This window comes from Sphingobacterium sp., assembly GCF_032065005.1.
GTDB lineage: Bacteria > Bacteroidota > Bacteroidia > Sphingobacteriales > Sphingobacteriaceae > Sphingobacterium.
In genome coordinates this window covers 220150-246031 of record NZ_DAMBMM010000004.1, presented here as the reverse complement: position 1 = coordinate 246031, position 25882 = coordinate 220150, and the positions used below count along the sequence as shown (strand labels likewise).

15 protein-coding genes and 1 tRNA gene are annotated in these 25882 nt (G+C 40.7%); 9 read left to right on the top strand and 7 right to left on the bottom strand.

The features are described 5' to 3' along the window. Window positions 1–54: 54 nt before the first annotated feature. Together yidC and RT138_RS08435 are read right to left on the bottom strand one after the other, a co-directional pair. Window positions 55–1890, bottom strand: a complete 1836-nt coding sequence (gene yidC / locus RT138_RS08440; protein WP_313190321.1) for a membrane protein insertase YidC — start codon at window positions 1888–1890, stop codon at window positions 55–57. A gap of 38 nt (window positions 1891–1928) precedes the next feature. Further along, the gene (locus RT138_RS08435; protein WP_313190320.1) at window positions 1929–3539 is read right to left on the bottom strand and encodes a CTP synthase; all 1611 of its coding nucleotides are present in this window, start codon (window positions 3537–3539) and stop codon (window positions 1929–1931) included. A 240-nt stretch (window positions 3540–3779) separates the two neighbouring features. On the opposite strand from RT138_RS08435, the gene RT138_RS08430 reads away from it, so the two are divergent. Next, complete coding sequence (locus RT138_RS08430; protein ID WP_313190319.1) at window positions 3780–4769, top strand: aldo/keto reductase; 990 nt, start codon at window positions 3780–3782, stop codon at window positions 4767–4769. A gap of 78 nt (window positions 4770–4847) precedes the next feature. Here RT138_RS08430 and rplS read toward each other — a convergent pair whose 3' ends face one another. Next, a complete protein-coding gene (gene rplS, locus RT138_RS08425; protein WP_093098782.1) occupies window positions 4848–5192 on the bottom strand; it encodes a 50S ribosomal protein L19 in 345 nt (114 codons plus the stop codon). Window positions 5193–5579: 387 nt separating this feature from the next. Between rplS and RT138_RS08420 the strand changes: the two genes are divergently transcribed. From RT138_RS08420 to RT138_RS08395, 6 genes are all read left to right on the top strand, one after another. Then, the gene (locus RT138_RS08420; protein ID WP_313190318.1) at window positions 5580–8819 is read left to right on the top strand and encodes a SusC/RagA family TonB-linked outer membrane protein; all 3240 of its coding nucleotides are present in this window, start codon (window positions 5580–5582) and stop codon (window positions 8817–8819) included. Window positions 8820–8832: 13 nt separating this feature from the next. Continuing rightward, window positions 8833–10317 (top strand): SusD/RagB family nutrient-binding outer membrane lipoprotein, encoded by a 1485-nt coding sequence (locus RT138_RS08415; RefSeq protein WP_313190317.1) that lies wholly within the window; start codon window positions 8833–8835, stop codon window positions 10315–10317. Between the two features lie 211 nt (window positions 10318–10528). After that, complete coding sequence (locus tag RT138_RS08410) at window positions 10529–13567, top strand: beta-L-arabinofuranosidase domain-containing protein (protein WP_313190316.1); 3039 nt, start codon at window positions 10529–10531, stop codon at window positions 13565–13567. Window positions 13568–13709: 142 nt separating this feature from the next. After that, window positions 13710–13783, top strand: a tRNA-Pro gene (locus RT138_RS08405). Window positions 13784–14697: 914 nt separating this feature from the next. Beyond that, window positions 14698–15318, top strand: a complete 621-nt coding sequence (locus RT138_RS08400) for a hypothetical protein (protein ID WP_313190315.1) — start codon at window positions 14698–14700, stop codon at window positions 15316–15318. A 56-nt stretch (window positions 15319–15374) separates the two neighbouring features. Continuing rightward, complete coding sequence (locus RT138_RS08395; protein WP_313190314.1) at window positions 15375–16490, top strand: DUF4861 family protein; 1116 nt, start codon at window positions 15375–15377, stop codon at window positions 16488–16490. A gap of 45 nt (window positions 16491–16535) precedes the next feature. Here the strand turns inward: RT138_RS08395 and RT138_RS08390 are convergent, their stop codons facing one another. Continuing rightward, window positions 16536–17330, bottom strand: a complete 795-nt coding sequence (locus RT138_RS08390; protein WP_313190313.1) for a hypothetical protein — start codon at window positions 17328–17330, stop codon at window positions 16536–16538. 195 nt (window positions 17331–17525) lie between these two features. Between RT138_RS08390 and RT138_RS08385 the strand changes: the two genes are divergently transcribed. Beyond that, entirely contained in the window at window positions 17526–19445 is a 1920-nt protein-coding gene (locus tag RT138_RS08385) for a 7TM-DISM domain-containing protein (RefSeq protein ID WP_313190312.1), read from the top strand. Here the strand turns inward: RT138_RS08385 and RT138_RS08380 are convergent. Beyond that, a complete protein-coding gene (locus RT138_RS08380) occupies window positions 19442–20119 on the bottom strand; it encodes a response regulator transcription factor (RefSeq protein ID WP_313190311.1) in 678 nt (225 codons plus the stop codon). The two genes, RT138_RS08385 and RT138_RS08380, sit on opposite strands and share 4 nt — an antisense overlap. A gap of 171 nt (window positions 20120–20290) precedes the next feature. On the opposite strand from RT138_RS08380, the gene RT138_RS08375 reads away from it, so the two are divergent. Further along, on the top strand, window positions 20291–21574 hold the full coding sequence (locus RT138_RS08375; protein WP_313190310.1) for a Gfo/Idh/MocA family oxidoreductase: 1284 nt from the start codon (window positions 20291–20293) through the stop codon (window positions 21572–21574). Window positions 21575–21622: 48 nt separating this feature from the next. Here RT138_RS08375 and RT138_RS08370 read toward each other — a convergent pair whose 3' ends face one another. Then, window positions 21623–24028, bottom strand: coding sequence for an ABC transporter permease (locus tag RT138_RS08370; RefSeq protein ID WP_313190309.1), 2406 nt, complete (start codon window positions 24026–24028; stop codon window positions 21623–21625). Window positions 24029–24247: 219 nt separating this feature from the next. Further along, the gene (locus RT138_RS08365; protein ID WP_313190308.1) at window positions 24248–25870 is read right to left on the bottom strand and encodes a SusD/RagB family nutrient-binding outer membrane lipoprotein; all 1623 of its coding nucleotides are present in this window, start codon (window positions 25868–25870) and stop codon (window positions 24248–24250) included. Window positions 25871–25882: the final 12 nt, after the last annotated feature.

Below are 25882 nucleotides of genomic sequence, written 5' to 3'. Positions count from 1 at the left end.
TCTCAATACTTATAAAACAACAATCCCCGGTTTTTCTGACCGGGGATTGTTGTTTTATTTTTTGTCCTTATTCTGTTGAGCGGCTTGTTGTGCTCTCATCATTTCTTCCATTTTCTTTTGGAAGGAGGATTGTTTCTTTTCAGATGCTGGTTTCTTTTTGTTTGCTTCGATACCTGCAAGGATCTTGTCGTCGTTTACGAATTGACGGATGATCACTTGGGTTAAGAAGGTAAGAACCGCAGATAGGAAGTAGTAATAGTTCAGACCTGCTGGGAAGCTATTCAGTACAAAGAAGAATACCAATGGCATGATGTAACCGATGTATTTCATTTGGTTGTTTACAGCTCCTGAAGTGGAGTTGTTGTACCAAGTGGTCAACAAGGTTGTCAAGGTCATCAAGATACACATGAATGAGATGTGGTCTACACCTAATAAAGGAAGAGGTGCAAAGGTAATCGGCGCATCATATGTTGAAAGGTCTTTGATCCATAGGAAGCTCTCTCCACGTAATTCGAACAAGTTCGGGAAGAAGAAGAAGAACGCTAAAGTGAAAGGCATCTGAAGCAACAGAGGAAGACATCCACCTAGTGGATTTACTCCTGCTTGTTTGTAAAGCTTCATTTGCTCCTGTTGCAATAACATCGGATTGTCATCACCAACTTTTGCTTTGATTTCGTCCAACTGAGGTTTTAACACACGCATTTTACCCATGGATTGGTAAGATTTGTAGGTTAATGGGAACATCAGGAGTTTTAAGAACAAGGTAAGGATCAAGATCACGATACCATAGTTCATGTTGAAACCATCTAAGAAATCGAAGATAGGAACGGTGATGAATTTATTGATCCAGCCCATTGGTCCCCAACCCATATTGATGATTTTGTCGAAACCATTGCCTTCAGCCTTTAACGTTTTGTATTGGTTAGGACCGAAGAAGAAACTGAAGCCATGAAGGCTTTCATTTTGTTTGTTTAATGCTAGTTCAGTGGAAGCACGGTAATGCTTAACCACACTGTCTTGAGTGATCAAGGTAGATTTAAGGTCTGCATTCACGAAACCTTCTTTGCTGGTCAGGATGCTAGAGAAGAAGTGTTGTTTGAAAGCAATCCAAGATACTTTCTTTTCTAATTTCTCTTCATCATCGCTAGTTTCTGAAAGATGGTCTACAGAGCCGTCTACTTCTTTATAGAAGATTCCTGACTTTTCACGTTCAGACTTTACGTTACGCTCTTTTTGCATTAAAGTGGTTTCCCAGTTCAATAACATTTTATTGGAGCTTACATCAACCAAGCTTCCGATTCCCACGGTTTTGATATCAAACTGAACGTTGTAATCATTGCCTTTTAGGGTATAGATATAATCAATGTATTTGTCTGCAGCGTATGAAAGGCGCATGGTCAATGACTTGGCGTCCTGTCCAGTGACCGAGAAGCTAGCTCCTTGGGCTTGGAAGTAGAGGTCATTCGTTTTTACAGCCTTTCCAGGGATATTGAATTCAAGGCCAAATCGGTTGTCATCGCCTTCGAATAAGATAAGTTTAGATCCGTCAAAATTGGTCTCACCCTTAAGTTCAACTGATTTTACACGACCACCTTTGTTGCTTACGTTTACTTTAAGGAGTTCGTTTTCCAAGGTAACGATTTGCTCCGAACCTACGGAAGCAGAACCAAAAGGTTGGCTCAACAGCACAGAATCTGCAACGGCAGGAGTGGTAGTGCTAGCAGCTTTTAAGGAGTCGCTGATCGGTGCCAAACCTTCTTTTGCTCTTTTAATTGAATCTTGATGTTGTTGTTCTTTTTTGATCTCGGCATCGGATGGCTTCAGGAAGTAGAAGGATCCAGCCAGGATGGCAAAGATGAAGATGAAACCTAGAATGTTATTTCTATCCATTGTTTATTAATTACTATTAATATATAGAGGTCTAAACTCTACTTTGATTTTTTATGTGTTAATGCAGCGGCTACAAAGCTAACAAAAAGTGGGTGAGGATTTACCACTGTTGACTTTAATTCTGGATGAAATTGTCCAGCAACAAAGAAAGGATGGTCCCTTAGTTCCACGATTTCCACTAAACCAGTGCTTGGATTGATACCTGAGGCGATCATTCCGGCCTTTTCGTAATCTTTTAGATACGCATTGTTAAATTCGTAACGATGGCGGTGTCTTTCTGTAATTTTTGACTTGCCATAAACGCCATATGCCTTCGTTCCTTTTTTGATTTCGCAATCATAAGCACCCAAACGCATGGTTCCGCCCATGTTTTTGATGTTCTTTTGTTCTTCCATCAAGTTGATTACTGGATGTGGAGTTTTTTCGTCCATTTCGAAGCTGTTTGCACCTTTTAGGCCCAATACGTTTCTTCCAAATTCAATAACCGAACATTGCATGCCTAAACAGATTCCGAAGAAAGGAATTTTGTTTTCACGAACGTAACGGATCGTTTCTAATTTTCCGTCAAGTCCACGTTCCCCAAATCCTGGAGCAACCAATACGCCGTCCAAACCTTTCAGTTTTTCAGCAACGTTTTCCTGGTTGACACTTTCTGCGGCGATATATTTTACTTTCACGCGGGTCTCATTGGTAGCACCTGCATGAATAAAGGCTTCAGCGATAGATTTGTAGGCGTCTGGCAGCTCTACATATTTACCCACAAGACCGATGTTCACCTCGTCGGTAGGGTTCTTCAATTTACCTAGGAATGATTTCCAGTTTTCTAGATCTGGTTCATTCTTGGTTGAAAGTTTCAATTTCGCCAAAACAGTTTTGTCCAATTGCTCTTTCAACATATTCAATGGCACATCATAGATCGTAGGAGCATCGATAGATTCCACTACGGCATTGATGTTTACATTGCAGAACAAGGCTAGCTTTTTACGGATATCATTGTTTAGTTTATGTTCAGTTCTACATACCAAGATGTCTGGTTGAACACCATATTCCAATAAAGTTTTTACGGAGTGTTGAGTAGGTTTGGTCTTTAGCTCACCAGCAGCAGCTAGGTAAGGGACCAAGGTCAAGTGAATTACCAAAGAGTCGTTATTGCCCAACTCCCAACGTAATTGACGAACTGCCTCAATGAAAGGTAGGGATTCGATATCACCAACGGTACCACCCAATTCAGTGATGACGATATCATATTCTCCAGATTGCCCCAATAGCAACATGCGACGTTTGATCTCATCTGTAATGTGAGGAACCACCTGAACGGTTTTGCCAAGGTAGGCACCAGCGCGTTCTTGTTCGATCACATGGCTGTATATTCGGCCGGTAGTGACATTGTTTGCTTGGGAGGTAGGAACATTCAGGAAACGCTCGTAGTGACCTAAGTCAAGGTCCGTTTCTGCACCGTCCTCTGTAACATAACATTCGCCATGTTCATAAGGGTTTAATGTTCCTGGATCAATATTGATGTACGGGTCAAATTTCTGGATGGTTACTTTTAAACCACGTGCTTGGAGAAGCTTGGCAAGGGAAGCTGCAATAATTCCTTTCCCTAACGACGAAGTTACGCCGCCCGTAACAAAGATATATTTAGTCATAACAATAATGGATTTCTAACTTAGATGCCTAGATAAAAAGCATCGTTCATCTGCTCTATGTACGGGATACAAAGGTACGAATTTTTATTAAATAAGGTCTAAAAAAAATCGTTCGAAACCAATTGTGAGGTTAACGAAACGAAACTCAATCAGTTGGACCTTGATTTAGTCGTTTTTTTACTTTCCACAGATGGTTGTGGAATTGGAATTCTGCTAACTTTAGGGTAAAAATCAAATAATATGGAATACAGAAGAATGGGAAAGAGTGGCCTTCAACTGAGTGCGCTGTCATTTGGATCATGGGTCACTTTCGCCAGACAAACTGATGATAACACCAATGAACGCCTAATGGCACAGGCTTATGAGGCCGGCGTTAATTTCTTTGACAATGCAGAAGTGTACTCTGCAGGTCTTTCTGAGGAAATGATGGGCAGGGTATTGAAAAAGCTGAACTGGGATAGGTCGTCCTATGTCCTGTCTAGCAAAGCATACTTTGGCTGGAAAGGCGTAGACAAAAAGCCGAACCAACATGGATTGAGTAGGAAACATTTGATGGAAGCCTGTCATGAAGCCTTGGAAAGGATGCAGGTTGAATATCTGGATCTTTATTATTGTCACCGACCTGATCAAAATGTCCCTATTGAGGAGGTGGTCAGAACGATGAATACCTTGATCCAACAAGGAAAGATATTCTATTGGGGGACCTCGGAATGGTCTGCGGCGGAAATCATGGAGGCACATATGATTGCCAAAGACCTAGGATTGGAAGGTCCATCGGTAGAACAGCCTGAATATAACCTGTTCAACAGAAGAAAGATTGAAGTGGATTATGATCCCATCTTTAGAAATGTCGGCATGGGCACTACCATCTGGAGTCCTTTGGCTTCTGGGCTTTTGACGGGTAAATATAATGATGGCATTCCAGAAGGCTCAAGAATGTCCCTGGAAGGCTATGAATGGTTGCGGGATAAGGCAGTCGTTAATGATAAGTTGAATAGGGTAAAGGCTCTCGGAGCATTTGCTAATGAGCTTGGTGTTTCATTGCCAACTTTATGCATTGCATGGTGCATCAGCAATCCGAATGTAACAACAGCAATCTTGGGAGCGACCAAAGAAAGTCAGTTGACCGAAAACCTAAAAGCATTGGATGTACTTCCTCTGATTACAGCAGAAGTGAAAGAAAAGATTGATGAGATTATGGGAACCAAGCCTGTAGTCATACAGAATTAAGCGCGCTTGGTTTAAGGACAAATAAATAAGGGCTTTGCAAATGCGAAGCCCTTAAATATAATTTTTAAAGTCTCTCGATTATCTTTTTGATTTGATACGAGCAGCTTTTCCGGTAAGACCACGTAAATAAAATAATTTAGCGCGACGTACTTTACCAATGCTGTTAACTTCTATTTTCTCAATGTTAGGAGAGTTTACAGGAAAAATACGCTCTACACCAATACCGTTAGAGATTTTACGAACGGTAAAAGTAGCATTAGCTCCTTCGCTGTTTAATTGAATTACCACACCTTGGTACACCTGTACACGCTCTTTATTTCCTTCGCGAATTTTATAATGAACGCTGATGGTATCTCCGGCTTTGAAAGCGGGATTTTCATTTTTTACTACCGCTTGTTCTTCTACAAATTTTACTAAATCCATGATTCTGAGTAATTAATAACGATATTTAACCTGTAAAAATCGGAATGCAATATTACAGCTTTATTTTGATATTTGAAAATTCTTTTTTAAAAATATTCCACATTTCGTAGAATGCCTGCAAAAGTAAAAAAAATATAAACCAATTCCATATTTATTCCGGAATATCCCCCGCTTTTTTTAATTATTATTTTTTACTCTGACTAAAGCACAATAAATGAGCTTTTTAAGTGGGCTTTTTCTTGATTACACCAATATTTACCGAAGGGTTAAAATCTAAATGTTAAGGTTAAAATACGGTTGGAATAGGGTATAATACGGTCACTATGCTGTCTTAAATCTTTGGAAATTAGGAGGTCAGAAATTGAATAACCAATAAACACTAACTAGATGAACAAAAGATTTATTACCTCTTTGGCAGCTAGTCTATTCTTCTCGACCGTTTTGTTTGCCCAAACACAACTTAAAGGCCGAGTAGTCGACGAAAGCGGAGCACCAATCCCAGGAGTTACACTAGCATTGAAAAATGGTACTGCGACTCAAACTGGTGCCAATGGTGAATTTACTCTCTCTTATGATCAAGCCGGACAATTGAACGTCTCCGCCTTGGGATACAGCAGGAAAGTTATCAACTTATCAAATCAGACCACTCTAGAAATCATACTGGATCCCAGTACCGAAGGGCTAGACGAAGTCGTAGTAACAGCATTAGGTATTTCCAGGGAAAAGAAATCCTTGGGTTATACGGTGCAGGAAGTAGGGGCGAAAGAGCTGACCCAAGCTGGTCAGTTGAATGTAACCAGTGCGTTATCTGGAAAGGTAGCAGGGGTGCAGGTCAATCAATTCGGTGGAACGGTAGGAGCGTCATCCCGGATCAGTTTAAGGGGTAACTCTTCAGTAAAGGCTGATCAGCAACCCTTGATCGTAGTCGATGGGGTGCCTATTTCCAATGATACCCAGCGTTCCGGAGATAATACGTATTCAGGTGTGGATTACGGATCGGGAATCAACGATATCAATCCTGAGGATATCGAAACCATCACCGTCCTAAAAGGAGGTTCAGCAGCCTTATATGGTATGCGTGCTGGTAATGGTGTAATCTTGATTACGACCAAATCAGGTAAGCGAGGTGACAAGGGGATACAGTTATCCTATGATGGTAACTTCTCTGTGGACCAAGCTGCCTACTTGCCTAAGGTTCAAAACCTATACGGTCAAGGATATAATGGTGATGAAAAACACTATAATGACTTTCAAGCAGCAAATGGCAAAATCTCTTATCAAGATTATGCGCAGACTAAAGGTTTCGCCTATGTGGATGGAACAGGGCAAACAGGGGTATGGGATGGATTCGATGAGTCCTGGGGACCGCGTTTAGATGTTGGCCTGAAACTACCGCAATTTGATAGTCCGGTGAACAATGGGGTTCGGACTCCTACACCTTGGGTTTCCCAAAAAGACAATATCCGAGACTTCTTCCAACCTGGATTCTCGATGAACCATAACCTTTCCATTTTAGCTCAAAGCGACAAATCGAGCACCCGTGCTTCTTTATCATTTAGGGACCAAAATGGTACAGTTCCAAATACGGACCAAAAAAGATATAGTCTACAGTTGAACAACAATACCAGCATCTCAGAAAAGGTTTCCTTTGATGTAAGTACAAACTATACCCGTACAGAGAGTGATAACATCCTGAATCAAGGTTACGATGGAAACAACCCAATGAACGGATTTATTTGGTCTGGTAGACAGATCAATATGCAAAGCCTAAAAGACAATTGGGACCAAAGGGATGAACAAGGAAACTATACCTATTACAACTGGAATACCAATTACCATGTGAACCCTTACTTCAACATCTATGAGAATACGAACTCTTACAAAAGGGATCGTTTTTTCGGAAAGAGTTCCTTGTATTACCAGCCATTTGAATTCTTGAAATTCGAAGGACGGGCAGGTTTGGATTATTACAATTTAAAGGCCTTTGAGCAAAATTATTATAACAGTGCCTTTCCTTATGGTGGATTCCGTGACCGCAAGACAGACAATACAGAATTAAACCTCGATTTCATTGCAACCTTCAACAAGCAATTCGGTGATTTCAACGTTTTGGCATCTGCTGGAGCGAATTACAGGAACCTGATGTGGGAAAACAACGTAATGGGAGCGGATGCTTTGACGGTTCTGGGAGTATATACCATTGCAAATAGGGTCGGTGATGCAGTTACCACAATGGACCATAGCCATGTCCGTTCGAATTCTGTTTTTGCGACTGCCAATCTAGGCTGGAAAGACCAGATCTATATGGATTTGAGTGCCAGAAATGATTGGAGTTCGACTATCAAGGATGATTTCTTTTATCCTTCCATCAGTATGAGCTGGTTGCCTACGAGTAGTTTCCCGAGTCTGAAAAGTAGTGTATTGAACTTTTGGAAAATCCGAGGAGGATGGGCAGAGATTGGTGCGGGTACTACAGCATACCAGAATAGGGCATATTATTATCCGCAGAACAACGCATTTGGCGGGGTAGCACAGATGTTCCGCTCGATGGTTTTCCCGAATGAAAATCTTAGACCAGAGCAAATCAGGACTTGGGAGATCGGTACCGAGATCGGTTTCTTGGATGATAGAATCCATGCCGATGTCGTATACTACTATAAATCAACCAAAGATCAGATCTTGGCGGTAACCACTTCCAATGTTGTTGGATTTAGTTCCATGCTGTTAAACGCTGGAGAAATTGAGAATAAAGGTATTGAGGTGCAATTAAGAGGGGATGTGATCAGAAAAGAAGATGGATTTAATTGGACGACCTATATCAATTATGCCAAAGATAACAGTAAGGTTATCGAACTCTATCCAGAGCTTGACTTGAATGTTTATCAGATTGGATGGACTTGGGGTATTGCCAATGTTGCCCGCAAAGGCGAACGTTGGGGCTCGTTGATTGGTGGCGGATATGACCGTGTTGAAGACGGACCGATGAAAGGAGCGATCAAAGTCAATAACCGAGGTTTGGTAGTCAATAAGAATGCCCAGATCATTGGAAATACTACTCCTAAGTTCTTAGCCAGTTGGCGAAATGATTTCAGGTACAAGGACTTCTCGATGGGCTTTATGTTTGACCTACGCGTTGGAGGAGATATCTGGTCACAAACCATGAGCCACGCCTATACAGCGGGGGTAGCAGCCATCACTGCCGAAAACGGAATTCGTGAAAAGGCTATCGTAGCAGGTAGAGATGTGATGACCGATGAGAAATTCGTTATGCAAGATGCCAATGGCAATTGGGTTGAAAATACCATCGAGACGGATGCACAGACTTGGTATGAAAGCGGCGGTATTTCCCAGACTTATGTATTTGATGGTTCATTCCTGAAATTGAGGGAAGCATATCTATCCTACAACGTGCCTTCAAGATACTTGCAGAACATGAAAGGCATCAAACGGGTCAACCTTTCTTTGATCGGATCCAATCTAGCATTGCTTTGGACACATAAATCCAATACAATGCGGATAGATCCTGAAACAGGAGGTGTATCGAGTGATAGCCGTGGGGTAGGTTTTGAACAAGCTTCAGTGCCTTCATCCCGCAGTATCGGTCTTAAGTTGGGGGTTACATTTTAAGAAAACAGAAATCATGAGAATTAAATTTAATAGATATTCAATTGCCTGCTTTTTGATGATAGGGCTGGCAACATCAAGTTGTACCAAATCTTTTGAAGAAGTCAACACTGATCCTGATGCGCTGACTGAAGTGCCACCAACCAATATCTTAGCCAATGTTTTGCGCAATACCGGTGAATCTTTTGGGGGTGATGTGGATGGCTATGGTACTTTTGCAGGCTATATCGTGAAGATCCAATACATGGATTACATGGGGGGATTGGTCCCTACCAATAATACCTTCGGGAATAGATGGGCTGCATGTTATTATAACAACACGCAGTTGCAGGAACTGATGAAATTAACCGATGCAAGTCCAGATGGTTTTAAAAACATCCGTTTTGTGTCCCGTATTTGGCAAAATTATATGTGGTCCTATTTGACCGACGGGTGGCGAAATGTTCCCTATTCAGAGGCCTTGAAGGGGGCGGAAGATAAAGGCAATATCCTAAAGGCAGCTTATGATAAGCAAGAGGATATTTATCCTAAGATTTTGCAGGACTTAAAAACCATTGCTGATGAAATGGCGGCAGGATTAGGGACAGATGAGCTGGGTGCCGGCGATTTTATCTACGAGGGTGATATGGAAAAATGGCAGAAGTTCTGTAATTCCCTTCGCCTTCGCCTTGCCATGCGTATTTCGGGGGTGTCTCCAGCATTAGCCAAATCGACCATTGAAGAGATTGCAGGCAATTCCACCAAATATCCTGTTTTGGAAACCAATGCCGAGAATTGTTACCTGAAATATCCTGGAGCAGCTCCATATTACGAACCTTGGTACAACAACGGTATCGTAGGCAAGCGTATAGACAATTTTGGGATGGCTGATATTTTTATCGATCATTTATTGGAAACAGAAGATCCAAGGATTGCCAAAGTAGCAAACAAAACTTCCGATGGAGTTTATCGTGGCTATCAAAATGGAGCAAAAAGCGGACCTACTCCCTTAACTTCCATTTCATTCATCGGCGATAAATACATGAATGATCCTGTTGGATTTACGCCATTCTATAAATCTTCTGAGACTTTTTACATCCTTGCTGAAGCTGCGATGCTTGGTTATAATGTGAAAATGACCGCTCAACAGGCTTATGAAAAAGCAGTCAGGATTTCTATGGAAGACAACCAGATTGCAGAAGCCGATGTCGTGAAATACTTGGCAGGTAAAGGAAAATGGAACAATACGAAAGAACGTATCTATTGGGATATGTGGGTAGCCTTGTTCAAGAATAATTTCGAAGCTTGGACACTTTATCGCCGTACGGGCATTCCTTCTACCAATTACCCTTCCTTGAATTCTATTTATGGTAAGGCACATAATGATCAACCATTTCGATTGCCATATCCAAACAATGAATACTTGTACAATGCTGAAAATGTAAATATCGAAGCGGCCAAGTTGAAAGATTTTGTTTGGGGTGAACAGATGTGGTGGGATAAAAGAACTGGGAAATTTTAATTATTTGTTAAATAAAAACCTTGACCTGGAAAGAGCCATCATTACGATGGCTCTTTTATTTTTTTATGGAAGTTAAAATCCTGTAATTACTGGCTAAAAAGGGATTGAAGATGTAAAAAGATTTTTTTGACCTTTATGATCAGAGAATCTAGAATAGGAAAAACATTATTTTATAAAGCATTCGATAATTTTTATGGGTCTTACTAATAAAATGGCAAAGGTAATTGGGTTGTTGATATTTTGGATTAGCGGAGTTAATCTCTTGCTGGCTCAAGAGTCAGGGGATCAGATATTGGATGGGATCGGTGAAACGGGTATGATTGCGCGTTATGTATTTGACGGTAACCTCAAGGACTGGTCGAGGAATGGATTGCATGCCAATTCCAGAAACAATGAACCCAAATTCATTAAAGATGAAAAGTTCGGCAATGTGCTTTCACTTTCTGGAGGAAAGGATGATTATCTTACCTTGCCTGCAGGGACCTTGAACGGCTTGGAGTCATTAAGTATTTCGGTATGGCTTTCCTTGAAATCGGACGGAACAGGACAGTATATCTTTGATTTTGGTAAGGATAATAACCAACATTTCTTTGCTGCACCTTTTGGGACTTCCGCCCAAAAGGGTTTTCAGGCTTTGATCACCGATCAAGGAGATAATAAAGGCGGAGCAATTGCTCAAGTGCTCCCATTGAATAAATGGATCCATGTTGCTATAGTTGTCGATGTGTTTTCGAAAAATATTGTTTCCTATGTGGATGGAAAACAGGTCGCTGAAGGCAATAAAATCCCGCAAGAGATTGCTAAGTTGTTTGATCCCTCAGGGAAGTTTAATATTGGAAAATCCTTGTTAGATGAGGGGGCTACTTTAAACGCTCTAGTTCATGATTTTCGAATTTATAGAGTTGCACTGACTAAAAAACAGGTTTCGGGAATCTATTTCAACGGTCAGAATGCCGTTCGTGAGGATAAGAAAACAATGGGTAAGGCAGAAGATGATCTTCCTACCTATGAATTGACAAAAGCTCAACTTTATAATCAATATTTGCTTAAAGTTTCGGACGTCAAGCTGGAGACTGCCTTGGGTGAGCTTCCGCGATTGCCTTCTTTCGTGGAAGCTGAGTATAAAGAAGGTTTTCAAGGGCCGAAGGTTCGTGTTCTATGGCCAGCAGATATCGATAACGATGCGGTATTGAAAGCTGGGGAATATGTGGTAACCGGACGAATTCCGGGAACAGACTTACAACCGAAAGCTTTTGTAACGGTGAAGGGATTTGCTGACAGCAAGACCCCATCCGAGAAACTATTGCCTTTTGAACTGAGCCAAGTATCCTTGAATGCGGATAGCCATAATGAAAAAACTAAATTTATAGAGAACCGTGATAAGTTCGTCAATACTTTAGCCAAGACAGATCCAAACTCTTTCTTGTACATGTTTCGCCATGCCTTTGGTCAGAAACAGCCTGCTGGAGCCATTCCTTTAGGGGTGTGGGACAGTCAGGATACCAAACTCCGCGGACATGCCACAGGTCATTATTTGACTGCTATTGCTCAGGCGTATGCGAGTACCGGCTATGATAAGAATCTACAGGATAACTTTGCCAATAAAATGGACTACATGGTGAATACCCTGTATGATTTAGCTCAGTTGTCTGGAAAAGCAAAAGAAAATGGAGGCGAACATGTGTCAGATCCCATTGCTATTCCCGTTGGTCCTGGAAAATCCGCTTTTGATTCTGATCTGACCGAAGCAGGTATCCGTACCGATTATTGGAACTGGGGCGAAGGATTTATCAGTGCCTATCCACCAGATCAATTCATCATGCTGGAGAATGGTGCTACTTATGGCACCAAGGTTACCCAGGTTTGGGCTCCCTATTATACACTGCACAAGATATTGGCTGGACTTATTGATATCTATCAGGTTTCGGGAAATAAAAAAGCACTTCAGGTAGCGGAAGGAATGGGCGAGTGGGTATATAAACGCTTGAATAAAATTCCGAAGGACAACCTGATCAAAATGTGGAATACCTATATCGCAGGTGAGTTCGGAGGGATGAATGAATCCATGGCGAGGTTATATGAGATCACGAAGAATCCGCATTTCCTTGCTACAGCTCAATTGTTTGATAATATCAAAATGTTCTATGGTGATCCTGAACATTCACATGGCCTAGCAAAGAACGTAGATACCTTCCGTGGATTGCATGCCAACCAGCATATTCCGCAGATTGTAGGGAGTATCGAAATGTACAAGGCTTCAAATGATCCAAATTATTTCAAGATAGCGGATAACTTTTGGTACAAGGCAGTCAACGACTATATGTACAGCATAGGTGGAGTGGCAGGCGCACGTAATCCAGCAAATGCAGAGTGCTTCATCAGCCAGCCAGCGACCCTTTATGAGAACGGTTTTTCAGCCGGAGGGCAGAATGAAACTTGTGCAACCTACAACATGTTGAAATTAACCAGTGACCTTTTCCGCTTTGATCAGCGCGCAGAACTCATGGATTATTATGAAAGAGGTCTCTATAACCACATCTTGGCTTCAGTAGCTGAAAATAGTCCTGCAAATACCTATCACGTATCCTTAAGACCGGGAGCAAACAAGCAATTCGGCAATCCGGATATGAAAGGATTTACTTGCTGTAATGGGACAGCAATAGAAAGCAGCACCAAATTGCAGAATACGATCTATTTTAGAAGTAAGGATAATAATGCACTTTATGTGAACCTGTTTATCCCATCTACACTAGATTGGAAGGAAAAAGGCATCACTTTGACGCAGACTACCAGCTATCCAAAGCAAAACAATACCCGCTTGGACATCAAGGGAAATGGCAAGTTTGCAGTAAATGTGCGTGTACCTAACTGGGCAACAAAAGGTTTCTTTGTGAAGATTAACGGCCAAGATCAAAAAGTTGATGCTAAACCTGGAAGCTATTTAGCCATTGAAAGAGACTGGAAAAATGGAGATAACATAGAATTGACTATGCCATTTGACTTCCATCTAGATCCGGTTATGGATCAACCCAATATTGCAAGTTTATTCTATGGTCCAATTCTTTTGGCGGCACAAGAAATCGAACCTCTAAAGGACTGGAGGAAGGTAACCTTAAACGCAAAGGATTTAGGTAAATCCATCAGTGGCAATCCTGAGAAGTTGGAGTTCCAGATTGACGGCGTGGTTTATAAACCGTTCTATGATACTTATGGCCGTCATTCGGTGTACTTGGATGTGACCTTGAAATAGCCATTTTGACAGGTTTTTATGCTGTATTTTAAAAATATCCATCAAATAGTCAGTGGGTTACACAGAAAAATTATTTAAGGTATTGGATTTAAAAAATATCCCCTTATATTTGTGCCACACAAAATCAAAGGTGATACCTTTTCGGGGTGTAGCGTAGCCCGGTATCGCGCCACATTTGGGATGTGGAGGTCGTAGGTTCGAATCCTGCCACCCCGACTAAAAAAAGCTCGACTTAGGTCGAGCTTTTTTTGTGTCCGGGTGTGGCAGATTCGAACCGTGGTTCGATCCGAAGGAGCTTCAGGGGAGTGTTTGGGGTTTGTGGGCTGAAGCAATCCTGCCACCGGTGAATAGTATTTAGTATCAAGTATTTAGTATTTAGACACTTTCTGCTGTATTACCAAAGGATAATGATGGAGTTTACGCTCGACTTAGGTCGAGCTTTTTTTGTGTCGGGGTGTGGCAGATTCGAACCGTGGTTTCGTAGTATTTAGTATCAAGTATTTAGTATTTAGATTCTTTCTGCCGTCTAGGCTGGGGTCGCCATAGAAATAGATTTACTTAAGCGCAAATATTTTTATTCATAAGATCGTCAATTTCTAATCCTTCCGAATCCATCAATGACTAGGAACTTTAAAAAAAGTATTCAGATATTTAAAGCAAATTAGAAAGCATTGGCCTTTAAAAAAACGTAAAAATATCTTTCACATCTTCCATCCAATCATACCCTAATCTCTTTCTAAAAATCTAACCCGATCACATTACTTTCATTCGAGTCTCATTCGAGACATATTCGGGAAATGCCCCGAAATCCTTTCGATATTTTCCCATATTATTCCAGCACTTCTCTCGCCAAAATCCAATCATTTTTCGAGGATCATCTGAAAACTCCTCAACCAACCCTTTATACATCTTGCGAAAATTCCGAAAGTGTCTTAATTAAGGTCAAAATGAAATGCAGTAATTTTCCTTCATGCCGATGTAATGTGATTCACCACAATTCTCCTCCTAATAAAAATCCAGAAATCAAATCACCATAACATTGAACAGTATTTATGATCCCCTGTGGCAAAATCGGCCTGTCTTTCGTTCTAGTTTAAAACTATTATTTATTCACCTAAAAGTTTAAAGCCATGCGAATTAAATCAATTATTATTTCCTTGCTGATTCCTTTTTTATTTTTATCCTGTGAGAAGTCTGATCTTAAATATGAATCTCAATTTAAGGACAGTTATGATGTTTTTCAGAAGTTTAAGGCGAGCAGCAACAACAGCTACTTTTACATTGTTACGGGGACTTCATTTTTTGGATATTCTTGGGAAACTAAGTTAACGGTCGAGTCTGGAAAGGTTGTAAAACGTGAATTTTATTTTACTGCGTTTGAATCTGTGCAATTGCCGAAAAATGGCTGGACATCAAAAGAACTTGATGAGATCTTAAAGAAAAAAGGGAAAGAATTTGAAGAACAATTAAAAAAGGATGGAATTACACTTCTTGAATTCCTACGGTGGACCGAAGACGAAAATAATCTTGGGAAATTGAGTGCTAAGGTAGGGTATGCATCCCAAATCAGGACCCTAGATGAAATTTATAGATTAGCAGAAACGGATTGGATAATCAAGCGTGAAAATGCTAAGGTATATTTTGAAACTAAAAATAACGGTATGATATCTACTGCGGGTTATGTTGATGGTAATTGTCAAGATGGTTGCTTCAATGGTGTAAATATCAAAAGTATTCAGGCGATCCGATGAGGGTTGTGTTAAAATATCTCTTTTTTCGATAGATTCATTTTCTGAAATTAGTAGCTATGAAGAGAATCCTATTGACCTGCCTAATCATAGTAAACTGTTTGGCATTTAGTCATGCCCAATATATAGTGGTAAAAAATCCAAGTAAGCATCCTAGAAAAGAACTGATTTCCATTCCTTTTCAAAAATTTAAGGAGCATTTTAAGGTCGATACGGTCTTTAGTATTCGCGATGGAAACAATCAACTTATTCCCTATCAATTGGAAAAATTGGGTACTGACATGCCTGTAAATGTATTGATCCAAGTGGAACTTCCAGCCCAGGCTACCATAAAATATAAGCTAGACAAAGATCCTGAAACTAGGATAGAGCCAAAAACCTTTGCTCGCTATATTCCGGAACGTTTCGACGATTTTGCTTGGGAAAATGATGTCGTGGCTTTCCGCTTATATGGAAAGGCATTGGAAGGCAGAAAAGATGATGGTCAAGGGATGGACTATTGGGCGAAGCGAACCGATAAATTGATCGTAAATAAATGGTATAAGGTAGAGAACTACCATCAAGATAACGGGGAAGGAATGGATTATTATACCGTTGGGCAAACGCTTGGGGCAGGGGATGTAGCGCTCCTATCAAATAAGGGGTTGAAGTTTACAAAGCATTATCGTCGATACCAGATATTGGATAACGGACCCTTAAGGACCAGCTTCAAATTGGAGTATGATCCAGAGGAGTTGGAAGGGCAGGAAGTGAAATTGAATAAGATAATAAGCTTGGATGCGGGCAGTAATTTTAATAAAATAGTGTTGCAGGTTGAAAATAATAAAGCCAGTATTACTGCAATTGCAATCGGGGTTGCTAAACGGAAAGAAGGTCAGCCGAAAGTTACAGTTGGGCAAAAAAATCAAACTATGGCCTATTGGGAGCCCGAAATTGCAAATAATGGACAGACTGGGATAGCTGTCATCATCCCAAAGCAAAAGGTCATTTTAGATTCCGGAAGGCCTGAGCAATTCTTGCTATTAAGCAAGGCTAGGAACGATCAAGATTTTGTGTATTACAATGCTGCGGTTTGGAATCGAGCTGGAAAGATAACTTCAGCTGAAGAATGGAATAAGGCTGTGGAACAGGAGTATGAAAAGATAAAGAAACCCTTAAAGTGGGTGCTTAAATAAAAAGAACGGAGCAAATTTTTGCTCCGTTCTTTTTGCAATAATCCACTATCTATCTTTTACAAATTTTATGGCATCCATCAAGGAGAAATGGATCCCGAAGGTGACAACCGTTCCTTTGCTTTCCCAATCAATCTCACTCATTGGGGTACTTCCCACGACCTGCAATTCTGCCTTGACAAATTTATATCCTGCCCTTAGGGTAAATGCCGGTTCAAAGAAATAATGTCTTTTATCTGTGATATTGTCCAATTTATGTTCGGTGATATATTCAGGGGTCATGCCATTGGCGTCAAAATTACTGTATTTGATGCCGGAAATCCGAGTCGCTAAACCTACATCAAAATATGGGAAAGTAAGGTTTATTCCGGGTTGGATAAAGGTCCTGTTAAAATTCATGTTCACATCACTGCTCAGTTTACCTCCGCCGTATCCAACATAAGTATCGGCAATCAGGCCAAATCCGTTTTCACGGGCAATAATGGGGTAATAACCACCGATGCCACCTTCAAATAGCCCTGCATGGGCATCCACATTTCCTATTGATGGATCTTCCTCATTAAAGTTGTAATTGTAATTGGAGTAATTGACCATCACACCCAGATGTTTGATAGGGGAATAGGCTGTTTGCAGATTGATAATGGATGAACTGGTATTGGTACCGTTCAGGTCCTCAGAGCTTGTGGTTCCTGATATCCCAATTTTTAAATCTCCTTTTTCTTTCATCATGGGAGCATTCACTGCATTGGGCTGATAGTAATAACGGCTACAAGAACTTTGAAGATAATTTAGGCCGATCAAAGCAAGGCCGAATAAGAGTGATTTTATTTTTAAGGTTTTCATATCATTTCTCCTTTCTGATTTGTTAACTCAAAGTGACGACAAATTTTAACCGCATAAAACATCCAAAAAGAGGATTTTAACCAAATCCCTTTTTTGGTGTATTTCACTAACCTGAAAGGTGATATTCGGTCGGATAGCCTTATTTTATAGTGCTTTAGCTAGGTTTTCTACAGGATTAAACTGTAAATTAGGATAATGAAGCTGCATGGTTTGATATGGACACTGGCAGTTGTACTGCTCCTCAGTTTGTTTTCCAGTCGATTGGAAGCGCAGACCATTTTGTTGCCTGATACGACCGAGCACCTCAATATTTCCACATCTACAGCCTACTATTACGATAACACTGCAAGCGATAGCCTTCCTGCTGAGAAGCAATTTCAACCCTTTCAGGAGCCCATCTATAATTTTGGAAAAGTAGATGGTAACCTATGGGTGCGGGTCAATCTGGCTAATCAGGATTCTGTTGCCAGAAACCTATATTTAGAGTTTACCAATCCCAATCTTAATTCCCTGACCTTGTATAAAAAAGTTGGAGATCGCTTTGTACTGGTCAAGATCCTTGGTTCCAGTTATCCCTTTGCTAATCGGACGGTAAAGCATCAAAACCTGATCTTCTCCATAGAATTGCAACCACTGGAAATTGGAAGTTACTTTGTGAAGGTCCATTCCGACTATTCGGCCATCAATTTCAATTTATTGCTCTGGGACAAACATGAACGGGAGGCCTATTACCTAAAAGAAACCACGACCATTTCCTATTTCTTTTTCATTACCACAGCGTTCCTTTTTATCCTGGGCATTACCTTGGTATTGACCAAAGAAAGAAAGCAATGGGCTTTTTTCTTTTATATATTTTTTGGAGCCAGCTATATCTATTCTGATTTAGGGCTTTCCTATAAGTACTTGTGGGGAGATTATCCATCTGTTCAAAATATCTCCAGTTATATCTTCACCAACCTGTATTTGATCTTTGGGGTCAGCTTCTTTCGGGAATATTTTGTCACCCGTCGTTTTGTCAAGAGATTGGACAAGGTACTTTGGGTTTTTGTTCTATGTTCTTTACTGCTGACCATCATTGCGATGATGTACCAATGGATCCCGCATTCCATATTTTCCTTGATCCAAAAGTTGAATACGGTTATGTTCTCCATTACCTGTGGAATCATTTTGTACATATTGGTTATTTTATTGACCAGACAAAGGAACAAGACCGAAACGATCTGGTTTATGATTGCCTTTGCACCTCATGCCTATACAATCCTGACCACAAGTATCAGGCAACTTGGGCAGTATTATTTCAATTTGGAGCTCGATGTGATCTCCAAGGTGCCATTTTTTCTATGGACCATTCACGTTCAGAACATGATGCTTTGGTCTATGGTCTGGGAGGTCCTGATTGTATTTACCTTGATGATGCTGCGGTTGAAAAAGATGTATGAGCAACATAATGCGATGTTGATGGAATTGGGCAAGAAGCAGGAAGAAGACACCAAGCTCTTGATGGCGACCGTGGAACAGGAGCGGAAGCGGATAGCCCAAGAACTGCACGACAGCTCTGGAGTCCAGTTATCGGCCATCCGGATGAAGTTGACCCATCTTGAGGATCATCTGGATAGTCCAAAGGCTGCTGAGGAGATCCAAAAATTGATGCAGGATGTCGATCGGGTAAACGCTGATATCCGGACTATTTCGCATAATTTGATGCCTATTTCGCTCAGTAAATTGGGCTTGAAATCCGCCATTCAGGAACTGGTCAACCATATAAAATCGAGCTACCCGAATATCAAGTTCAACCTTTACCAGCAATATGATTCCAAGAACCTGTCCGCGACCATGGAAGTCCATATCTATAGGATCATCCAAGAGTTGATAAACAACATGGTGAAGCATGCCCAGCCATCGGAAATCAATATTCAGTTGATCGATAATGATTCGGAGTTGATCATCAGTCTGGAGGATAATGGGAAGGGATTTATTTACGAACCTGAAAATACGATAGGGTTAGGTCTTAAGAGTATATTGACCCGATCTCAGTTAATTGGAGGAAAGTTTGAAGTAGACAGTAAATTGGATGCAGGTTCGTTTTTTTCAATTACGCTGCCCCTTAAAAGCTAAAGCAGTTGATTCTTATTGGCAAAGGTGATCAGTTCTGTTATTTTCTTGACCCCGCATTTTGCCATGATATTTTTTCGGTGGGTATCGACGGTATTGGCACTGATGAAGAGTTGATCGGCTATCTTGCTGCTCGGCTTACCCTCAGCGATCAATTTCAAGATTTCAATTTCGCGATTCGATAGATTGAAAGCATCTTTATTTGAGGTTTGCTCGACTTTATTATGCTCCTCATTCATTAAAAAAGCTTCAACGACCTTATTCTGTACCTGTTGGTCCAGATGTCTCTTCCTTTCATTTACGGCAACAATCGCTTTGATCAATTCATCTTTTGCTATGTTTTTCAAAACATAGCCTAAAGCTCCTTTTCGTAACGCTTCACGAATAAGTTCGGTGTCATCATAGCCAGTCAGCATCAGTATTTTCTGGTCTGGATTGCTTTCCAGTACCGCTTCAATACACTGGATACCATCCATATGGGGCATGTTGAAGTCCATTAAGATAACATCGGGTTTGTAGGTATCGATGGCATGCAAAAGCTCCTTGGTATCTGTGCAAGCATTGATTTCGCCGAATTTCGGGTGTCCGCTCAGGATCATGATCAACCCATCCACGATAATCTGTTGATCCTCGACAATAAGCAAGTTTATCGGCTTAAAAGGGATACTTTCTTCCATAGGGTACATTTTTTTGCTTATAACAATATACTAAAATATCCTTAACTACTAACAGTCAATTCTTTGAAATCAAATAACCTTAAATTTTTCAGATTTTTTGTATCTTGATGAAATGTAAATAATACTTTTATTACACACCTAATTTTTTAAAACCTAAAACAACAACAATAAATGAAAAGAAAAGATTTTCTCAAGAGTGCCGGCGTGCTCGCCGCCTCGACTTTGCTTTTTAGAACGGAAGCTTTCGCTAATCAGAATACCCCTATGCGTATAGGCCTAATCGGTACAAACGGCATGGGTTGGTCGAATCTGAATGCGATATTAAAAATAGATAATGTGACCTGTACAGCTTTATGTGATGTCGATGAAAATGTGCTGAACAAAAGAGCCTCGGAACTGGAACAAAAAAACATCAAGGTCAAAAAATATATTGAATATAAGGATCTATTGAAAGATCCTAATGTAGATGCTGTGATCGTTGGAACGCCAGACCATTGGCATTGCGTGATGATGGTCGATGCAGTAAAGGCAGGAAAGCATGTGTATGTGGAGAAGCCTTTGGGGAATTCCATCAAAGAATGTGAAGTGATGTTGGAAGCGGACAAAAAGTACGATAAGATTGTACAGGTTGGTCAATGGCAACGTAGTCAGCAGCACTTTAGAGATGCGATGGACTTTGTGCACAGTGGAAAATTAGGAAAGATTAGGTCTGTCAAGGCTTGGGCTTATCAGGGTTGGATGAAGAGTATCCCTGTAAAGCCAGATTCTGCTCCTCCAGCTGGAGTGCATTATGATAAATGGTTAGGACCGGCAACAAAGCGGCCATTCAATCCAAATCGCTTCCATTTTGATTTCAGATGGTTCTGGGATTATGCAGGTGGCCTGATGACCGATTGGGGTGTGCATATGTTGGACTTTGCCTTGATCGGTATGAAAGTGTCTAATCCTAACTCCATCATGGCAACCGGCGGTAAGTTTGCTTATCCAGATGATGCTGCTGAAACACCGGACTCCCTAACTACTGTATTCGCATTTGACGACTTTTACCTGCAATGGGAACAAGCGACAGGTATTGACTTGGGCCCTTATGGAAAAGACCATGGCGTTTCGTTTATTGGGAACAATGGTACCTTGGTGGTGAATAGAGGTGGCTGGGAAGTCATTCCGGAAAAGGGTAGGATGGAAGCTGTTCCACATCAACCTTCAAAAGATAATGGTTTGGAGAAACATATGGAGAACTTTGTGACCGCAATCCGAACCAAGGATAAGAGCATCCTCCATGCTCCTGTAGAAGCCGGAGCTCATATTGCTATCTTGTCCCAAATGGGGAATATTGCCTACAGAACTGGCAAGAAGCTCTATTGGGATAAGGATAAGGCGAAATTTACGGATGAAGAAGCGAATGGCTATTTATCCGCCAAATACAATAATGGGTATCAACTCCCGAAGGTATAGGAATATGAAAAAAGCCGGTTCAAGCCGGCTTTTTTATTAATCAATAGCTTAATCTTCCTTTAACCTATGGATAGGATTACCTCTCCCGTTTCTATATAAGATGAAGAGGATCAATCCAGCTAATAATGCCAGGAGCAGAAGGATTGGTAATAGGTAGTTCCAGGCAGAAATCTGTATCCTAAATTCGTAATTGTTTAACCATTTCCTCATCAGAAAGAAACTAATCGGCACTGCCGTCAGGACAGAAGCTATAAACAACAGGTAATACTCTTTTGAAAATAAGACCAGCAGATCAGATAGTTTTGCACCCAATATTTTTCGCATGCCTACTTCCTTACTTCTGGCACTGATTGATAAGGAGACCAAACCGATGATGCCTAAGCAGACGATAATTAAAGTAATAACCGTAGCTGAAATGGAAGCTCTGTACAACTGCAGTTCGGTTTCATACATTTTCCGAATATTCTCTTCCATGAAATGGTATTCAAATGGAGCATCGGGCATAAGGAAATGCCATTTCTTCTCAATATTTTGAATGGAATTTGAAATGGAGCCTGGTTTCATCCGGATATTGAAATAGCGATAAAAATTATTCTGGGCAACATTCAGCCAGATAATTGCAGTATTCGGATTATGCATGGAATTGGGAATGAAGTTTTCAGTAATCCCAACGACTTTAATCGGGTCAGCTGATCCATTGATTTTTAAATTCCTACCGATTAAATCATCAGCATGCTCAAATCCTAATACATTCATTGCTTTTCGATTGATTACTACCTCTTGAGGGGCCATGGTATCTACCAGGTTGGAGCTAAAGAATTGACCTGCCAGCATCGGGATTTGATAGGTGTCAGCAAATTTGGAATCTGAAATAATCATTTGAGAATTGATTGGTTCATCAGACTTGTCCATCAATGCAATTTCTGCCTTCCCAACTATATTATTTGGGGTTTCATAGGATAAGCTGATCTCTTCAATTTCATTCAGCTTTTCCAATTCCTGCTGGATAGTTTGGGTTTTCCGAACACCTTCAGGGCTCCAATCTCGAGTCGTCTGGACCGTGAGGATATATTCTTTATTATATCCCAAATCGCTATTGACAAATAAGTGGATCTGTCTGGCGATGATTATGGTGGAAGTCAAAATGACTATTGCTGTAGTAAACTGAAGGAACAGCAAAGCTTTTCGAATGCTGTGTTTGTTTTTTACTTTGTCAAACTGAAGCTTTACTGAATTTAACAAGCTGTTTCTTGAAAGTTTGATAGCAGGATATAGGCCAGAAATTAATCCGATCAATATGGAAAACAAGAAAATACCCAGGTAGAAATAATAGGGCAATTCCGTTAATTGCGGTAGCCTGCGCATGAAAATATTTTCGAAAAGTGGTTTGGCTAGGATATACAATGGGAGGCAGATCAATAAAATCAAACACAGGAGAATTACATATTCTGTAAGCAATAGGGATGCTATTTGATTGGATTGGGCTCCCATGATTTTCCTGATGCCAATTTCTTTTAATCGACCTATATTTTGGCCGAGATTAAAATTGATGAAATTAATGATTGCCATCAAAAGGATGAACCCAGCAATGTAAAGCAGGATATCAATCATTTTTTGAATAGCTCCATCATTGCTTTCCAAATAATAGGACTTCAATGGTTTTAGATCCGGACTATAATTGTCTGCAAAAGCCTTGTCAGTATGTTTGCTGACTAAGCTTTTTATCGCTGACTTTAGTTGCTCAGGAGCAATATCTTTCTGTAATTCCAAGAAACCAACGATGTAAGGATTCTCCCAATTATCAATGTCCCGACCAAAGTATTTCTCAGAAGCAATAGGGAGAAAGAAATCACTGCGCAGGGCAGGGGTTAATTCAAGGACCGAGTTTTGATAACTTGGTTTGATTATCCCGGTTACCATAAAATCATGCTTTTCACCATTGAAGTTTCTAATGGATAATTGTTCACCAAGCGCATCGGTTCGGCCGAAGTATTTCATGGCGGCTGCTTCCGTAATGACCAATGAAAAAGGGTCTTTTAAAGCCGTATTAATATCTCCTGCATGGAGCTCAAAGCCAAACATGGCTAATAAGCTGGGGTCGCCCAAACTTGCCCCTTCTTCAAACTTATCTGTACCATTTGATACAATACAAGTCAGGCCGTCGAGTCTGTAGTAATTCTTAACAAGTTGAGGATACTCCTCAGCCAGTGCTTTCGGAAGTGCACCCACAGTGGTGATGTCTAATCCTAAACCATCCTTTTTATATGAACTCTGCAATAGATATTGCTGATCCTTGTTTTTTAGATGAGCATTCACCTGCTTTGCATCCCAGATATAGGCACCGACGATCATGATGAAAGTAATGCCACAGATCAATCCGATTAAATTGATAATGTTCTGAAGTTTTTTCTTACTGATATTTCGCCAAGCAATTTTTATATAGCTCCAATTCATTGTTAAGGTTTTAGCAGATGCAGTTGTGTTCTATAGATATGGAAAACAGCTTGCAATTTTATTGCCATTGCATCAATTGGGTTATAATCAATTAATTGTGATTTGATTAGTCCTTAAGTTGTTCATTTTCGGACATTATTTGTTCGATAATGAACGGACATAAAAAAGCGGAGAAGGAATTATCCCCTCCGCTCATAAAATTACCACTGAATCATTTAACTATAATTTCTTGTTTTCTACATCCCACCATAACCGAGTTCCACCATTGTCTGGTCCTCCCAGCATTTTCACGGCTTCGTTCACCGCTGCGCTATTGCTGTTGTATTCCCTTTCCGGATACGGCATTCTTCTTATTCCTGGAACTGTAGGGATCGTATTGTTGCTGTAGTTGACCACCACTGGGAACAAAATTGGATATCCCGAACGGCGGTACTCTGCCCATGCTTCATCTCCGTCAGGGAACATGGAAATCCATTTCTGGGTGATGATCCTTTCCAATTTCCTGTCCTTGCTATCGCCTTCATTCCAAGCAATGGTAATTGTGCTTAAATATGGAGAACCAGCCTTGATATCGTTCTGTCCGGCCTTGATTGCTTTTGGATCGATGTAAGGCATTGGTTTATCGGTAGCATTGTTTTTGTAAGCTGTTGCCTGCGCGCCCAAACCGTACATTTCAAATGATCTTTCAATCCCAGTTTCATAGTTAGTTTTGGCATTACCTGCATTGCTCCAGCCTCTCAAGGCTGCTTCAGCCTTTAAGAACCAACTCTCGGATGATACCATTAATTGCATCTTATTCGATAATGGCTGTAATTTTGAATAGTTATCATATCGGCTCTTTGCATCTATGTCAATTCCGGTACGGATCCCTTTAAATTGTCCTTTGACCGCTGGGTCTGTAGCGGTCTGGAACAATTTTCCTAGACGCGGGTCTTTATAACCGCCCAGAAATGTTTCTATGCTGGCATGCATCCGTGTATCGCTCCATGTCGTGGTTATGATGTTCAATGGATGGTCCGTACTTAATTTGATAAAGCAGTTATCTGCTGTGGCTTCCAATAAACCTCCGTTTTCAGGGTTCAAGGCTTTTTCACCTTCAGTTTTAGCCAATGCAGCATCCTTGAATGCGATACGGAGCGCAAGTCTTAATCGTAGGGTATTGGCTATTCGCAACCAGCGATCGTAATTATTATCTGTGTAAGCCAAGTCAGACTTTTTCATGGCCGCAGACACCTCTTTGCCTTTGTACGTTTTTAGTATTGTCGTAGCGGTATCCAGATCTTTAAAAAAGTTTTTATAGGCATCCTGCTGATTGTCATACTGGATCTGATCATTCTCATCTGGCGCATTGTATTTACTATAGATGATAGGTCCAACCTTATCGGATGTACGATGCATGGCAGACACTTTCAAAATTTTGGCAAAGGCAAAAATGTCTTTCATTTTTTCGTCGTTCCTGGTCAGTAGCTCTACTCTGGATAAGGGATTCATCGCTCGGATATACCGGTCAACCCATAGGGAAGAATACCAACCTGGGACTAAGCTATAGGTCAGGTTGTTTGCATTACCTACAAAGGGAGCCTCAGCACCGAAATAGCCGCCATAGGCATCGCTGGTCAAGTTGTTTGAAACTTGATACTCACCTACATTTTCGGAAAGAATAGCTCGTTGTCCTTGTGCAAGGAATGAAGCGACCAAGGCAAAGTCTCCCATGGCTTCTTCATCCGTTACCCCAGCAGGGTTCGTGTTTAATTCCGTAAAGTCTTTGGTGCAGCTCATCGTCAGGAAAAGGCTGCTCAATAATATTCCTGACAGTTTATAATATGATTTTAATGTCTTCATTTCTTTTCTTTT

Excerpts from the sequence above, each read along its gene's own strand:
- rplS (WP_093098782.1), bottom strand. The coding sequence starts at position 5,192 with ATGGATTTAGTAAAATTTGTAGAAGAACAAGCGGTAGTAAAAAATGAA.
- RT138_RS08385 (WP_313190312.1), top strand. The coding sequence starts at position 17,526 with ATGAAGCTGCATGGTTTGATATGGACACTGGCAGTTGTACTGCTCCTC.
- RT138_RS08395 (WP_313190314.1), top strand. The coding sequence starts at position 15,375 with ATGAAGAGAATCCTATTGACCTGCCTAATCATAGTAAACTGTTTGGCA.
- yidC (WP_313190321.1), bottom strand. The coding sequence starts at position 1,890 with ATGGATAGAAATAACATTCTAGGTTTCATCTTCATCTTTGCCATCCTG.
- RT138_RS08370 (WP_313190309.1), bottom strand. The coding sequence starts at position 24,028 with ATGAATTGGAGCTATATAAAAATTGCTTGGCGAAATATCAGTAAGAAA.
- RT138_RS08415 (WP_313190317.1), top strand. The coding sequence starts at position 8,833 with ATGAGAATTAAATTTAATAGATATTCAATTGCCTGCTTTTTGATGATA.
- RT138_RS08435 (WP_313190320.1), bottom strand. The coding sequence starts at position 3,539 with ATGACTAAATATATCTTTGTTACGGGCGGCGTAACTTCGTCGTTAGGG.
- RT138_RS08430 (WP_313190319.1), top strand. The coding sequence starts at position 3,780 with ATGGAATACAGAAGAATGGGAAAGAGTGGCCTTCAACTGAGTGCGCTG.
- RT138_RS08420 (WP_313190318.1), top strand. The coding sequence starts at position 5,580 with ATGAACAAAAGATTTATTACCTCTTTGGCAGCTAGTCTATTCTTCTCG.
- RT138_RS08375 (WP_313190310.1), top strand. The coding sequence starts at position 20,291 with ATGAAAAGAAAAGATTTTCTCAAGAGTGCCGGCGTGCTCGCCGCCTCG.
- RT138_RS08390 (WP_313190313.1), bottom strand. The coding sequence starts at position 17,330 with ATGAAAACCTTAAAAATAAAATCACTCTTATTCGGCCTTGCTTTGATC.
- RT138_RS08365 (WP_313190308.1), bottom strand. The coding sequence starts at position 25,870 with ATGAAGACATTAAAATCATATTATAAACTGTCAGGAATATTATTGAGC.
- RT138_RS08400 (WP_313190315.1), top strand. The coding sequence starts at position 14,698 with ATGCGAATTAAATCAATTATTATTTCCTTGCTGATTCCTTTTTTATTT.
- RT138_RS08380 (WP_313190311.1), bottom strand. The coding sequence starts at position 20,119 with ATGGAAGAAAGTATCCCTTTTAAGCCGATAAACTTGCTTATTGTCGAG.
- RT138_RS08410 (WP_313190316.1), top strand. The coding sequence starts at position 10,529 with ATGGCAAAGGTAATTGGGTTGTTGATATTTTGGATTAGCGGAGTTAAT.